This is a genomic window from Exiguobacterium sp. MH3, assembly GCF_000496635.1.
Taxonomy (GTDB): Bacteria; Bacillota; Bacilli; order Exiguobacteriales; family Exiguobacteriaceae; genus Exiguobacterium_A; species Exiguobacterium_A indicum.
In genome coordinates this window covers 933,995-948,114 of record NC_022794.1, presented here as the reverse complement: position 1 = coordinate 948,114, position 14,120 = coordinate 933,995, and the positions used below count along the sequence as shown (strand labels likewise).

The following is a 14,120-nucleotide window of genomic DNA, read 5'->3' as shown; positions in this document are numbered from 1 at the left end:
CTGACTCAAAAAAAGAATGACGCGTCTTTTCACACCCTTTCCTCAGGCGAGACACAAGCCATCTTTCCTGCTTCATTCAAGCAGAAAAGCGGGTCTTGTTCGTCTCTAACAGCGCATAAATGCGCCTGTTCCTGTAAGAGTGGTGTGTGACGCGTCATTCTTTTTGTTACGAGATAAGGGTGGCAAATCATCATTCTGCCACCCTTATCTTTGTAGAGACTGACTTTTGAGTCAGCTCCTTTTTATTAATGCGACGGCGTCGCCGCAAGACGTGCTGCCATCAACTGTTGAATTGTTTCTCGATCGTTCTGATGCAGTAAATCGACGATTTTACTGCCGACGATGACCCCCGAGACTGGGCGGCTCAGTTGTTTGACATGTTCCGGTGTACTAATCCCGAACCCGGCAAGTACAGGTACTGGACTGTTTGCTGCAACGTTCGCTAAGTGGTCTTCGAGCGCAGTATCAAACGTCGTCTGTCCGCCTGTCGTTCCGTTGACCGTGACCGCATAGAGGAATCCTTCACTTTTATCGGCAATCTTTTGGATTCTCTCCATCGGACTCGTCAAGGAGACGAGTTGAACGAGCGCGATGTCCGACTTATCTTCTTGTTCGAAGAACTGTTCGCTCTGCTCAAGCGGCAAATCAGGAATAATCAGTCCGTCGACCCCGACTTCGCGACATGTCGCTAGAAACGCCGTTAATCCGTAGCGGAAAATCGGATTTAAGTACGTCATCAAGACGACCGGAACATCGACGGTCTGACGAGCAACGCGAACTGCCTCGAGGACATCCTTCAGTCCAACGTTCGCTTCTAGTGCCCGGAGTCCCGCTTCTTGAATGACTGGACCGTCAGCGACAGGATCCGAAAACGGAACACCGACTTCAATCGCTGTCGCTCCGGATTCAGCGAGAAACGACAGGATTTCCGGGAGTTGATTGATTCCTCCATCTCCCCCCATGACGTACGGAATGAAGGCTTTCTCCCCTTTGCTCGTAACGGTACGAATGGCTGTTTCTAATCGCATCACGCTTCCCCCTTTAGTGCGTTTCTGACAGTGACGACGTCTTTATCGCCCCGTCCTGATAAGCAGATGACGAGAATTTCTTCCTTGTCCATCTCTGCAGCGAGTTGTGTCGCATAGGCAATGGCGTGTGCCGACTCAAGTGCCGGGATGATTCCCTCCTTGCGGCTCAACAGCTGAAGTGCTTCGAGTGCTTGTTCATCGGTCACCGCTTCATATTGGACGCGACCGATATCTTTTAGCAAGCTATGCTCCGGTCCGACACCCGGATAATCCAGTCCAGCTGAGATCGAGTGCGCTTCTTGTACTTGACCATGGGCATCCTGTAAGAGATACATCATCGAGCCGTGCAAGACACCGACCTCTCCTTTTGTCATCGTCGCTGCGTGTTTTTCTGTGTCGATTCCGCTGCCCGCTGCTTCGATTCCGTACAATTTTACATCTGTATCATCGATGAACGGATGGAACATCCCGATCGCATTACTACCGCCGCCGACACAAGCGACGATCGCCTCTGGCAGACGCCCCTCTTTTTCGATGATTTGACGTCGTGTCTCTTTTCCGATGACCGCTTGGAAATCACGGACGAGTTGCGGGAATGGGTGGGGTCCGAGAACAGAACCCATCAAGTAATGCGTGTCTTCGACATGTTTGACCCAGTAACGGAGTGCTTCATTGACGGCATCTTTAAGTGTCCGACTGCCTTGTGTGACCGGGATGACGGTTGCTCCAAGTAACTCCATCCGGAAGACGTTCAACTCTTGACGACGGACGTCCTCTTCTCCCATGAAGATGACACACTCGAGATCGAGTAAGGCACAGACCGTCGCAGTCGCGACACCGTGTTGTCCTGCCCCTGTCTCAGCAACGATTTTTCGTTTCCCCATCCGTTCAGCCAATAACGCTTGACCGATCGTATTGTTGATTTTATGGGCACCAGTATGGTTCAAGTCTTCTCGTTTCAAGTAGATCTTTGCGCCACCGATCGTTTGCGTCAAATGTTCGGCAAAATAAAGTGGTGTTTCACGTCCGACGTATTCTTTCAATAACTCGTCCATTCGCGCTTGAAACGCTGGATCTTCTTTTACCGTTGCGTAAGCTTCTTCGAGTTCGATCACCGCGTGCATCAATGTTTCCGGGATGTAGCGTCCTCCGTATTTACCGTATTGTCCGAGTGTATCTGGTTGTGCGTAGCTCATACTTCTCTCTCCTTTACGGCATCTGCGAATGCCTGCATTTTGATGGGATCTTTCCGTCCATCCGTCTCGATGCCACTTGAGACATCGACGGCGAACGGGTGATATCGTTTGATTGCTTCTCCGACGTTTCCTGCTGTCAAGCCACCGGCAATGAATAGTGGACGATCGGCTTGAATGTCTCGTGACCAGTCGAATGTCTCGCCACTTCCAGCAACCGGTGCGTCGACGAGCAAATACTCCGTCTGTTGCTCTATTTCTGCGATGTTCGTTACCGGAATCGCTTGAATGACGGGAACTGGTATCTCTCCGTCCGGAATGACACCATGAATTTGGACGAGATCTAGCGCGACTTGCTCGACGGCGTCGGTCACCTGCTGATAGGTCGGGGAGACGAAGACACCGACGACCTGGACCGTACTCGGAATGTCGCGTCTAAGACGCGCCGCCTCTTCTAGCGTGACCTGTCGTTTGCTTTTAGCAAAGACGAAGCCGATGTAGTCCGCTAAGCGAACTGCCGCTTCGACATGTTCTCTTTCCCGGAGACCACAGAACTTAATCCGTGTCATACGCGAACGCCACTCACTTCTCGAATGAAGACTTGTGGATCGTCTGCCCGCATCAACGTCTCACCTACGAGGATCCCGTCTGCACCGGCAGCGTGTAATCGCTGTGCTTCCTCGACTGTCTTGATGCCACTCTCGCTGATATACCGGACGTCCGGTTGTTTTTGTTCGAGTAATCCGACCGATGTCTGTAAATCGACTTCGAACTTTTTCAAGTTCCGGTTGTTGATGCCAATGATTTGCGCACCGATCGCCTCTGCCCGGCGTAACTCCTCTTCGTCATGGACTTCGACTAAGACCTCAAGTCCTTCCGCGTAAGCATATGCATACAAGTCAGCAAGCGTCTCCTGCTCGAGAGCGGCGACGATCAGGAGAATCAACCGTGCCCCATGTGCTTTTGCCCGGTCAATTTGAATCCGATCAATCATGAAATCCTTACAAAGCACCGGGATGTCGACTGCTGCAGCGACTGCCGCTAAATCGTCCATCGATCCTTTGAAGTACGTCTCGTCCGTCAAGACAGAGATGACAGTCGCCCCACTCGCTTCATATTGTTTGGCCTGAGCGATGACGTCGACGTCGAGTGCGATGGCCCCTTTTGATGGCGAAGCTCGTTTAATTTCCGCGATGACGGATAAATCCGCTCCGGCTAGTCGTTGCTTAATCGACGGCTTCAATGCCTCCCGATCAATCCGTTCGACACCAGTTAATTTTAATTGCAGGACTTCTGTCCGTTTCGTTTCGATGATGCGATCTAAGATATTCATCCGATTGCTTCCTCCCGTGTCATTTGTCGTAATTGATTCAATCGTTCCATCGCCCGTCCTGAGTCGATGCTATCTGCTGCTAAGGCGATCCCTTCTTCGATCGTTTTCGCCCGATTTGCTGCAAAGAGAGCAATTCCCGCATTGAGTAGAACCGTGTCGCGATAAGCACCATGCTCTCCACCAAGAACACGGAGTAAAATCGCCGCATTCTCTTGTGCACTACCTCCGCGAATTGCTTCAAGCGGTGCGGTCTTCAGTCCGACTTCCTCCGGGTGAAGACTGAAGCGGATCAGCTCACCTTCGTCGAGTAAGACGAGTTGGTTCGTTCCGGCAAGGGATGCTTCATCCATTCCATTCGCACCATGTAAGACGATTGCTCGCTTCCGCCCGAGTCGGTGCAATGTCAACGCCATCGTCTCAAGCATATCCTCCCGGTAAATTCCTAATAGTTGTGTCTTGAGCGGGACCGGATTCGTCAACGGTCCGATCAAGTTAAAGATCGTTGGAATCCGCAGATCGCGTCGGACCTTCATGATTTGCTTGACGCGTGGGTGCATCCGTTGCGCAAACAAGAAGGCGATTCCGTTCGACTCGAGCTGTTCTGCTAAACGCTCTGGTGTCGTATCAAGTGAAACCCCGAGTGCTTCGAGCACATCAGCGCTGCCTGTTTTACTTGAGACACTCCGATTTCCGTGCTTTGCGACTTTCATGCCGGCACCGGCTAGAACGAAGGCGGCTGTCGTACTGATGTTGAACGATTGTGAGCCGTCGCCTCCCGTGCCGCAGTTATCCATGAAATCGCCGGTGACTGGAATGTCGAGGGCGACCTCGCGCATGATCGAAGCGAGACCGGCTAGTTCTTCTGCAGTCTCCCCTTTTGCTTTCAATGCGACGAGAAAAGCGGCAATTTCGCTATCGGTCACGTCTTCCGCAAACAGTTCGCGTGCTGCCTGTTGCATCTCTTCGTATCGTAAATGTTTCGCTTCTGCTAGTTTCAATAACGTCTCTTTCATCGTTCGTCACTCCTTTGTCAATTCAATGAATCGTTCAATCATCTGCTGTCCTTGTGGTGTTCCGACGGATTCCGGATGGAACTGGATTCCGAACGTCGGATGCGTCCGGTGCTCGAGTGCCATGATCGTCCGGTCATCCGTTTCTGCCGTGATGACGAGCTCCGTCGGTAAGTCGTTTCGAGCGACGATCAGCGAATGATAGCGCATGACCTCTAACGTTTCCGTCATTTCGTCGAAGAGTTGTCCCGATTGTCGAATCATCGATGTCTTCCCGTGCATGATGACCGGTGCTTCGACGACGCGTCCTCCGAATGCTTCGCCGATTGCCTGATGTCCGAGACAGACACCGAGAATCGGTACTCGACCCGATAATTGACGAATGAGATCGATGCAGATGCCAGCGTCAGCCGGGCGACCGGGACCGGGTGAGAGAATGATGCCGTCTGGTTTCATCTCGCGTAGTTCTTCGATGCTGACCGCATCGTTTCGAATGACGTGAACGTCCGTATAAACGGATGCGTATTGGTATAGGTTATAGGTAAAAGAATCATAATTATCAATTAGGATGATCATTTCCAAACCTCCAGTAGTGATTTCGCTTTGTGTAACGTCTCCTGGTACTCGAGGCGTGGAATCGAATCGTAAACGATACCAGCCCCTGCTTGAACAGAAGCGACACCATCCTTGATCACCATCGTCCGGATAGCGAGGGCAAAATCCATATTCCCCCGAACATCGAAATAGCCGACAGCCCCGGCATATACTTCTCGTTTCACCTGCTCGTACTGGTCAATCAACTGCATCGCTCGGATTTTCGGAGCTCCCGTGACCGTCCCAGCCGGTAGACAAGAGACGAGTGCGTCTGCGCCGGTCTTTCCGTCTGCTAACGTTCCTTCAACGACGGAGACAAGGTGCATGACGTTCTTGAAGCGCTCGATTTGCATGAATCGCGTCACCTCGACGGTACCAATCTGACAAATCCGACCGAGGTCGTTGCGTCCAAGATCGACAAGCATTCGATGTTCCGCTCGTTCCTTCTCGTCGTGCAGCAACTCTTCTGCTAACCGTCCATCTTCCTCTTTCGTCTTCCCCCGGCGGCGTGTACCGGCAATCGGATTCGTCGTCACGCGATTCCCTTTGACTTGGACCAAACTTTCCGGGGAGGCCCCGAGTACGATTGCTTCGCCTAAGTCGATATAGAAGAGATAAGGGCTCGGATTGTCCTTGCGGAGCTTCCGATAAAATTGGAACGGATCACCTGAGAACGTCGCATCAAGTCGTTGCGAGAGAACCAGTTGGAAGACGTCGCCTTGGCGGATGTGTCTCTTCGCTTGTTCGACGAGTCCTTCAAACGTCTCTTGATCCATTAACGGTTCATAGACGACATCCCGGAGTGGACGCTCGATGTCCGTTCGCTCCCGTGGTTGCTCAAGTTGCGCTTTCCGTTCTGCTAAACGTTGACGTAATTCATCACGATCAGTGATGCCACCAAGTGACGTTTGAATCAAATGAACACGATGCTCGAGATGATCGAACAGGATGATTTGGTCGTATACGGCGAGCAGCGCGTCCGGTAGTTGGCGCGTTCGCTCAGGAACCGCTCCGAGCGTTTCATAGGCGCGCATCATGTCGTAACCGACATATCCGATCCCACCCGCTAAAAACGGAAGGTCTTCTTCAACTCCACCCCGGAGGATCATCTGTTGCATCAGTCGTACTGGATCACCCGTTTCCTGCGTCAATCGACCTGTCGTCAACTGTTCCCGCGTCACGGTCCGTCCCTCTGCGCGAATCATCTCCACCGGATCAACACCGATGATCGAATACCGTCCTTGATCCGTATGCGCAGAACTTTCAAGCAAACATTTCTGTGTTCCGCTCAGTTGTTGAAAAATCATGATTGGCGTCATCTCGTCGCCGTTTAGTTCAAGTTGTTCGATAATAAGTGTGTCTGTCTGAACCATCCCTGTTCGCCTCCTGGAATATAAAAAAGTCCCCCACACAGCGTATGCTGCATGGAGGACGATTATCTCGCGGTGCCACCTCTCGATTGGAACGGTTCGACCGTTCCCACTCTGTCTGATGCGTCTAATAAGAGACATCATAGCCTACGATAACGGGGGGCATCCGTCGCGACCTACTTCTTCGTTCAGCCACGCTCTCATGAGACCATTCACGAAACCTCGCCGTACGGAAGTCGCACCATTCTTCCGCTCTCTGAAACGCCGATGTTGTCTCGCTACTTAACTCACTCTACGATTTGTTCGATTCGATTGTATACGAAAAGGGTCTTCTCGCCCATTCATGTAGAACATGAAGGACGGGAAGACCCGCGGTACCACCTTCGTTGACGATGCTGACACCGTCCCCTTTGAAACGAACCGGACCGTTGTCCTGATTCGTCGACCCCGATAACGGGAGGAACCCGTCAGAGCCTACTACCCATTGAAGGGATTCGGTCTGAAGCTCAGAAGGCCATTCGCTTGTTGCCCGATACTGATTCGCACCACCCATCAGCTCTCTTGAATCGTTTCACAAGTTACTTCTCTTCGTCTTTGCTATCGTGTGTTGAATTGATTCTTATATTACGATGCTTCTTCTTCCCTGTCAACTGGAAAAACTCAGTATAAGGAAAGTTGGTTCGGATCAATCGATTCGAGCGCTTGTTTGACAGTTTGTAGGAACTGTCCGGCAACGAGTCCGTCGAGCACCCGGTGGTCGATCGACATACAGAGGTTGACCATGTCGCGTGCTGCAAACATGCCGTTCACCCAAACTGGACGTTTGACGATTGATTCAACGGATAGAATCGCCGCCTGCGGGAAGTTAAGGATCGGTGCTGATTGGATTGAACCGAATGAGCCCGTATTGTTAACCGTAAACGTCCCGCCCTGCATCTCTGCAGACGACAACGTGCCGGCTTGTGCCCGTTTCCCGAAGTCATCAATCGCGCGTGCGATCCCCTTGATGCTTAGTTCATCCGCATTCTTGACGACTGGTACGAACAGAGCGTCCTGCGTCGCGACAGCAAGTGATAGGTTGATCGCTTTCTTTTGAATGATCTTATCTCCCGCCCATGTCGAGTTCATGATTGGATGTTTCTTCAATCCTTCGACTGTCGCCTTCATGAAGAATGGTAAGAACGTCAATTTGACCCCTTCTTGTTTGAAGAACGCATCTTTATGACGATTACGTGCTTCGACCAAGTTCGTGACATCGACTTCGATCATCAACCAAGCATGTGGCGCTTCGTGCTTCGCGCGAACCATGTTCGAAGCGATTGCTTGACGCACACCGGCAGTCGGAATCTCGATGTCGCCTGTTTCCGTCGGTTGTGGTGCAATGACCGGACGTTTTGGTGCGGGTGGTGCTTCTGCCGGAGGCGCTACCGGAGCCGCTTGCGCTTCCGGTTTTGGTTCCGTTGCTTGTGGTGTCGGGATCGATCCAGACTCGATCAATTTCAAGAGATCTTTCCGGGTAATCCGGCCGCCCGCTCCCGTTCCCGTCACTTGTTCAAGATCAATGCCGTGTTCGCCTGATAATTTCAAGACCGCTGGTGAATAGCGTTTTTTCATCGATGTATCAGCCGACGTCGTCTCTTCGACAGCTGGCACTTCTTGTTCAGTCGCCGCGACTTCCGTTGATCCGCCGCTGACTTGCATCGTGACGATCGCGTCACCGACTTGCAACGTATCGCCTTCTTCTGCAAGTAGTTTTTCAATCACACCATCAAACGAAGATGGGACTTCTGCCGTTACCTTATCGGTAATGACTTCTGCAATCGGATCATATTTTTTGACAGTATCGCCCGGTTTGACGAGCCACATCGAAATCGTTCCTTCAGTAACACTTTCCCCGAGTTGTGGCATCGTAAGTGTTTCAGTCTTCATCGGTCAGTTCCCCCTTAGTATGCGTGTAACGTCCGGATTTTATCTTCAATTTTCTCGCTTGAGATGTTGAAGAACTTCTCCATCGTCGGAGCGTATGGCATCGCTGGGACGTCTGGACCACAGAGTCGTTCGATTGGTGCATCGAGATCGAACAATGCTTCTTCTGCAATGATCGCCGACACTTCACTCATGACGCTACCTTCTTTATTGTCTTCCGTGACGAGCAAGACTTTCCCCGTCTTTTTCGCTGCTTCGACGACTGCTTCGCGGTCGATTGGATAGACGGTCCGCAAGTCAAGGATGTGGACATCGATTCCGTCTTTTTCAAGGCGTGTTGCTGCCTCAAGTGCCATATGAACACATAGTCCGTAAGTGATGATCGTCACGTCTTCACCCTCACGCTTGACGTCTGCTTTACCGATTTCGACCGTATAGTCGCCTTCAGGAACATCCCCTTTTAACAGACGATAGCCTCGTTTGTGCTCAAAGAACAAGACCGGATCATTCGAACGAATCGCTGCCTTTAGCAATCCTTTTGCGTCATATGGATTCGATGGGATGACAATTTTCAGACCAGGCGTCGAGTTGAACATCGCTTCGACCGACTGAGAATGATAAAGTGCCCCGTGAATACCGCCGCCGAACGGTGCGCGGATGACGATCGGACACGTCCAGTCATTGTTCGAACGGTACCGAATCTTCGCTGCTTCACTGACGATTTGGTTGACCGCTGGCATGATGAAGTCAGCGAATTGCATTTCAGCAATCGGGCGCATGCCGTACATCGCAGCTCCGATTCCGACACCAGCAATCGCACTCTCAGCGAGCGGTGCATCGATGACCCGTTCTTCTCCGAATTGTTCGAGCAATCCTTGTGTCGCCCGGAAAACACCACCACGGACACCGACGTCTTCGCCGAGGATGAAGACGGACTCGTCGCGTTCCATCTCTTCTTTGATTGCACTATTGATCGCTTCGATTAAACTTAACGTCGTCATTTCGTTTCCTCCTCGTCGTACACGTAACGTAATGCATTTTCTGGCGCATCGTAAGCTGCTGCTTCCGCATAAGCCGTTGCTTCGTCGACTTCTTTCTCCATCGCTTGTTCGATTTCAGTCGCTGATTCTTCCGTCAGGACGCCCATTTCAATCAAACGCGCACGGAAGAGTTTGATCCCGTCACGTGCTTTTAAGGCATCGAGTTCTTCAGCAGAACGGTACGATTTATCGTCATCATCGGATGAGTGTGGCACGAGGCGTTCGACTTCAACTTCGATCAAGGTCGGACCTTCTCCCCGTAATCCGCGCTCACGTGCTTCCTTGACGACCTTATAGACAGCGAGTGGATCGATGCCATCTACCGTATAGCCAGGCATTCCGTAGCCGATTGCCCGATCAGCGACGTGTTTCGCTGACAGCTGTTTTGAGAGAGGTGTCGAGATCGCGTATTTATTGTTTTCACAGAACAAGATGACCGGGAGCTTATGAATTCCGGCGAAGTTCGCCCCTTCATGGAAGTCTCCTTGGTTTGAAGAGCCCTCTCCGAACGAGACGTAAGCAACGAGTGGTTCCTTACGCATCTTCGCAGCAAGTGCGATCCCGACAGCATGTGGGACTTGAGTCGTAACCGGACTTGAACCCGTGACGATGTTCAAGGCACGTGAACCGTAGTGTCCTGGCATTTGACGACCACCTGAGTTCGGATCTTCTGCCTTTGCGAATGCCGACAGCATGATATCGCGTGACGTTTGACCAAAGTGCAAGACGACGCCTAAATCACGGTAATACGGCAAAATGTAGTCCGTTCCTTTTTCAAGGGCGAACGCTGCACCGACTTGAGCCGCTTCTTGTCCTTGACATGAGACGAGGAAGGGAATTTTACCCGCTCGGTTCAACTTCCACATCCGTTCGTCGATCTTCCGCGCACGGACCATCGTTTCGAACATCTGAATCGCGTCCTGTTCCGTTAATCCGAGTTCTACTAATTCTTTGAATTCTATTTTTTCCATCCGTAATTCCTCCTTAGGCGTGAACCGCGAGTCCGTCGACGGCAAGTGCTGCTTCACCGAATGCTTCTGACAAGGCCGGGTGCGGATGCACGAGCTGTCCGACTTCCCATGCCGTTGCATTGAGTACGAGCGCTAATCCACCTTCACTGATCAGTTCCGTTGCTTTTGGTCCGACGATGTGAACGCCGACGAGATCATCTGTCTTCGCATCGGAGACGAGCTTGATGAAGCCTGCCGCCTCTCCTTCGATCCGCGCTTTCCCTAATCCATTGAACGAGAAGCTCCCTACCTTGACGTCCATTCCGGCACGTTTTGCTTCGTCTTCCGTCAAACCGACCGATGCCGCTTCCGGTACGCTGTAGATACAACGTGGTACGAACGCATATTCAAGTGGTGTCGTCGTTCCGTGGACGATCGCCTCGACCGCTTTGACACCTTCTGCTGACGCGACGTGCGCCAGTTGTAAGCGACCGATGACATCTCCGATCGCATAGATATGTTGATCCTTCGTCCGGAAATGGTCATCTACTTGGATGAAGCCATTTTCGACGACGATATTCGTGTTTTCGATCCCGATGCCTTCGACGTTCGCCATTCGACCGATCGCGACGAGCAACTTATCCGCTTCAAGCGTCGTTTGTTCTCCATTACGGTCAATCGCGATCGAGACACCGTCTTCTGACATCCGGAATGTGTCACTTTGTGCAGCTGCGCCGGTATGAATCTTGACGCCCCGCTTTTTCAGTTGACGGGCGACTTCACGACTGACTGCCGCATCTTCCGTCGGTAAAATCCGATCGCTGAATTCAACGACCGTTACTGCGACGTCAAAATCCGTCAACATCGATGCCCATTCGACACCGATGACGCCACCACCAATGATGACGATCGATTTTGGCAAATCTGCCATATCGAGTGCATCATCCGAACTGAGGACATACTCTGAATCAAAAGCAAGTCCGTTCAATGGACGTGGACGTGACCCTGTCGCGACGATCAATTGACGCGGAAGGATCAACTCACCTTCGCCTTCTTCCGGTTCGACGCTGATCGTTCCCGGCATCGGTGAAAAGATACTTGGTCCAAGAATCGAACCCCGACCATGAAAGACTTCAATCTTTCCTTTTTTCATCAGGTGCTGAATGCCTGCTTCTAATCCATCTACGATCTCTTGTTTACGTTGTTTGACCTGTTCGAATCGTAAAAACGATTCCGGTACGTCCACGCCATATGTAGCAGCGTGTTTGACCGTCTGATAGACTGCTGCTGATTTCAAAAAGGCTTTAGATGGGATACAGCCACGATGTAAGCATGTCCCGCCTAATTTTCCTTGTTCCACGATTGCTACCGACTTCCCGGCTTGTGCCGCACGGATCGCGGCGACATATCCACCGGGTCCGCCACCTAGGACAACGACGTCGAATTCTCTAGCCATGTTGGTTCGCCTCCATATTCCTTAACTTCTTCTTCCCCACGTAAGACACGCAACACTCCTTCTGCGAGCGCCTGCAACTCATCTTCACCAGGACTACGTACGACTTGACCGAGGTGGGCGATGCGTTCTTCGATCGCACGCGTCAACCGATCACTATAGGCAAGTCCGCCTGTTAGGATGATCGCGTCGATCTGACCGAACAAGACGGCACTTTGACCAGCGATCTCTTTTGCGACCCGGTACGCCATCGCGTCATATAACAACGCCGCTTTTTCGTCGCCTTCTTCAATCCGGCGCTCGATCTCGATCGCGTCAAACGTTCCCAAGTGCGCGACAAGTCCGCCTGACCCAACGACCAGACGCTTCATCTCTTCAAGTTTATACTTGGTACTATAACATAGTTCTACTAGTTGACCAACAGGTAGCGATCCGCTGCGTTCTGGCGAAAACGGTCCTTCTCCATCGAGCCCGTTGTTGACATCGATGACACGCCCCTCTTGGTGCGCACCGACCGTAATCCCGCCGCCCATGTGTGCGATGATCAGGCGCAGTTCCTCATAGGGACGCCCGATTTCCTTCGCGTACCGCTTCGCGACAGCTTTTTGATTCAAAGCATGGAAAATACTCTTTCGTTCAAGTTCAGGTAAGCCTGTAATCCGCGCAATCGGCTCGAGTTCGTCAACGACGACTGGATCAACGATGAACGATGGGATATCGAGTGTCCGAGCAATCTCATCCGCGAGGAGTCCGCCGAGATTCGAGGCATGGACGCCAAAAATACCGCTGAGTAAGTCTTCTCGCATTTCTCGATTGACGGCATACGTACCACTGACGAGCGGCCGGAGTAGTCCTCCGCGACCCACGACTGCAGTAAGCGCTTTCAAATCAATCTGCTCTTCAGCCAATACTTCGAGTAACACATGACGACGCATCTCCAGCTGCGCTGGAAGCGGTCCTCCGACCGCCTCCGCTGGATGGCGTAACGTCTTCGTGAACACCTGGTTCGCCCCTTCGAAGATACCGATCTTCGTCGACGTCGAACCGGGATTAATCGTTAAAATACGTTCGCTCATGGATATCCTCCTCTGATCAGCCACGTGATCCTAGAATGTTTTTATCACGACGCAAGAATTGGCTGCGGGCACTGCGCATCGTTGCGATACGCTCTTCTGCCATTTTCTCAGCCGCACGGTATGTCGGTAAATGATCGCGTTTTGCGATTTCGAACACTTTCGTGACCGCATCGTAGACGAGTTCAACTTTTTTCATGGCACGATCACGGTTGTATCCATCGAGTTCATCGGCAACGTTGATGACACCACCAGCATTGATGACGAAGTCTGGTACGTATAAAATATCGCGTTCTTCGAGCATGTCACCGTGACGGTCTTCTTTGAGTTGGTTATTTGCTGCACCGGCGATGATCTTGACTTTCAATTGTGGAATCGTCTCGTCGTTCAATGTCGCACCGAGGGCACATGGTGCGAAGATATCTGCTTCGACACTGTAGATGTCTTCTGGTGCGACGATCAAGGCACCGAATGCTTCTTCTGCACGTTGAAGTGCTTCTTGATTGATGTCTGTGACGATCAGTTTCGCCCCTTCTTCATGTAAATGACGGCATAGATTAAAGGCAACGTTACCGACACCTTGGATCGCAATCGTTTTTCCACCAAGTGAATCTGTTCCGTACACTTCTTTTGCCGCTGCTTTCATTCCACGATAGACACCGTATGCCGTAACCGGTGATGGGTTACCACTTGATCCGAATGCTGGGCTGACACCAGTAACGAAATCTGTCTCCATGTGGATATAATCCATGTCTGCAACTGTCGTATTGACATCTTCTGCTGTGATGTAACGACCGTTCAGTGACTGGACGTAACGTCCGAATGCCCGGAAGAGTGCTTCTGACTTTTGTGTCTTCGCATCGCCGATGATGACCGCTTTACCACCACCAAGGTTCAACCCAGCGGCTGCGTTCTTATACGTCATTCCTTTTGATAAACGGAGCGCATCAATCAATGCCTCTTCGTCTGATGCATAGTTCCACATGCGAAGTCCACCGAGTGCCGGTCCGAGTGTCGTGTCATGAATCGCAATGATTGCTTTTAATCCTGATACTTTATCGTGGCAAAAAACGACTTGTTCGTAATCTTCCATCTCCATTGTTTCAAAGATGCTGAAGCGTGACTCTACGTTTGTTTCGACCATTTTAAG

13 protein-coding genes and 2 other annotated features are annotated in these 14,120 nt (G+C 51.5%); all 13 genes read right to left on the bottom strand.

The window, feature by feature from the left end:
- Positions 1 to 245: 245 nt before the first annotated feature.
- Entirely contained in the window at positions 246 to 1,028 is a 783-nt protein-coding gene (gene trpA, locus U719_RS04760) for a tryptophan synthase subunit alpha (protein WP_023467603.1), read from the bottom strand.
- A complete protein-coding gene (gene trpB / locus U719_RS04755) occupies positions 1,028 to 2,224 on the bottom strand; it encodes a tryptophan synthase subunit beta (protein WP_023467602.1) in 1,197 nt (398 codons plus the stop codon). Before trpB ends, trpA begins: the two co-directional genes overlap by 1 nt.
- A complete protein-coding gene (locus U719_RS04750; protein ID WP_041255030.1) occupies positions 2,221 to 2,790 on the bottom strand; it encodes a phosphoribosylanthranilate isomerase in 570 nt (189 codons plus the stop codon). The genes trpB and U719_RS04750 overlap by 4 nt, the downstream gene beginning before the upstream one ends.
- On the bottom strand, positions 2,787 to 3,554 hold the full coding sequence (gene trpC, locus U719_RS04745) for an indole-3-glycerol phosphate synthase TrpC (protein ID WP_041255028.1): 768 nt from the start codon (positions 3,552 to 3,554) through the stop codon (positions 2,787 to 2,789). The genes U719_RS04750 and trpC overlap by 4 nt, the downstream gene beginning before the upstream one ends.
- Entirely contained in the window at positions 3,551 to 4,567 is a 1,017-nt protein-coding gene (gene trpD / locus U719_RS04740; RefSeq protein WP_023467601.1) for an anthranilate phosphoribosyltransferase, read from the bottom strand. Before trpD ends, trpC begins: the two co-directional genes overlap by 4 nt.
- Before the next feature lie 6 nt (positions 4,568 to 4,573).
- A complete protein-coding gene (locus tag U719_RS04735) occupies positions 4,574 to 5,140 on the bottom strand; it encodes an aminodeoxychorismate/anthranilate synthase component II (protein ID WP_023467600.1) in 567 nt (188 codons plus the stop codon).
- Complete coding sequence (trpE, locus tag U719_RS04730) at positions 5,137 to 6,531, bottom strand: anthranilate synthase component I (RefSeq protein WP_023467599.1); 1,395 nt, start codon at positions 6,529 to 6,531, stop codon at positions 5,137 to 5,139. Before trpE ends, U719_RS04735 begins: the two co-directional genes overlap by 4 nt.
- A 51-nt stretch (positions 6,532 to 6,582) precedes the next feature.
- Positions 6,583 to 6,832, bottom strand: a binding site (T-box leader).
- Between the two features lie 48 nt (positions 6,833 to 6,880).
- Positions 6,881 to 7,132: a binding site (T-box leader), on the bottom strand.
- 56 nt (positions 7,133 to 7,188) lie between these two features.
- Positions 7,189 to 8,457: a dihydrolipoamide acetyltransferase family protein gene (locus U719_RS04720; protein ID WP_023467597.1), complete on the bottom strand. Its 1,269-nt coding sequence runs from the start codon at positions 8,455 to 8,457 to the stop codon at positions 7,189 to 7,191.
- Between the two features lie 14 nt (positions 8,458 to 8,471).
- Entirely contained in the window at positions 8,472 to 9,455 is a 984-nt protein-coding gene (locus U719_RS04715; RefSeq protein WP_023467596.1) for an alpha-ketoacid dehydrogenase subunit beta, read from the bottom strand.
- Entirely contained in the window at positions 9,452 to 10,465 is a 1,014-nt protein-coding gene (locus U719_RS04710) for a thiamine pyrophosphate-dependent dehydrogenase E1 component subunit alpha (protein ID WP_023467595.1), read from the bottom strand. The genes U719_RS04715 and U719_RS04710 overlap by 4 nt, the downstream gene beginning before the upstream one ends.
- A gap of 13 nt (positions 10,466 to 10,478) precedes the next feature.
- Positions 10,479 to 11,900: a dihydrolipoyl dehydrogenase gene (gene lpdA, locus U719_RS04705; protein WP_023467594.1), complete on the bottom strand. Its 1,422-nt coding sequence runs from the start codon at positions 11,898 to 11,900 to the stop codon at positions 10,479 to 10,481.
- On the bottom strand, positions 11,870 to 12,973 hold the full coding sequence (gene buk, locus U719_RS04700) for a butyrate kinase (RefSeq protein ID WP_023469887.1): 1,104 nt from the start codon (positions 12,971 to 12,973) through the stop codon (positions 11,870 to 11,872). Before buk ends, lpdA begins: the two co-directional genes overlap by 31 nt.
- A 16-nt stretch (positions 12,974 to 12,989) precedes the next feature.
- On the bottom strand, positions 12,990 to 14,114 hold the full coding sequence (locus U719_RS04695) for a Glu/Leu/Phe/Val dehydrogenase (protein WP_023467593.1): 1,125 nt from the start codon (positions 14,112 to 14,114) through the stop codon (positions 12,990 to 12,992).
- Positions 14,115 to 14,120: the final 6 nt, after the last annotated feature.

What these genes read in the sequence shown, in the direction of transcription:
- trpA (WP_023467603.1), bottom strand. Translation starts at nt 1,028, where the DNA reads ATGCGATTAGAAACAGCCATTCGTACCGTTACGAGCAAAGGGGAGAAA.
- buk (WP_023469887.1), bottom strand. Translation starts at nt 12,973, where the DNA reads ATGAGCGAACGTATTTTAACGATTAATCCCGGTTCGACGTCGACGAAG.
- U719_RS04750 (WP_041255030.1), bottom strand. Translation starts at nt 2,790, where the DNA reads ATGACACGGATTAAGTTCTGTGGTCTCCGGGAAAGAGAACATGTCGAA.
- trpC (WP_041255028.1), bottom strand. Translation starts at nt 3,554, where the DNA reads ATGAATATCTTAGATCGCATCATCGAAACGAAACGGACAGAAGTCCTG.
- lpdA (WP_023467594.1), bottom strand. Translation starts at nt 11,900, where the DNA reads ATGGCTAGAGAATTCGACGTCGTTGTCCTAGGTGGCGGACCCGGTGGA.
- U719_RS04695 (WP_023467593.1), bottom strand. Translation starts at nt 14,114, where the DNA reads ATGGTCGAAACAAACGTAGAGTCACGCTTCAGCATCTTTGAAACAATG.
- U719_RS04720 (WP_023467597.1), bottom strand. Translation starts at nt 8,457, where the DNA reads ATGAAGACTGAAACACTTACGATGCCACAACTCGGGGAAAGTGTTACT.
- U719_RS04715 (WP_023467596.1), bottom strand. Translation starts at nt 9,455, where the DNA reads ATGACGACGTTAAGTTTAATCGAAGCGATCAATAGTGCAATCAAAGAA.
- U719_RS04710 (WP_023467595.1), bottom strand. Translation starts at nt 10,465, where the DNA reads ATGGAAAAAATAGAATTCAAAGAATTAGTAGAACTCGGATTAACGGAA.
- trpD (WP_023467601.1), bottom strand. Translation starts at nt 4,567, where the DNA reads ATGAAAGAGACGTTATTGAAACTAGCAGAAGCGAAACATTTACGATAC.
- U719_RS04735 (WP_023467600.1), bottom strand. Translation starts at nt 5,140, where the DNA reads ATGATCATCCTAATTGATAATTATGATTCTTTTACCTATAACCTATAC.
- trpB (WP_023467602.1), bottom strand. Translation starts at nt 2,224, where the DNA reads ATGAGCTACGCACAACCAGATACACTCGGACAATACGGTAAATACGGA.
- trpE (WP_023467599.1), bottom strand. Translation starts at nt 6,531, where the DNA reads ATGGTTCAGACAGACACACTTATTATCGAACAACTTGAACTAAACGGC.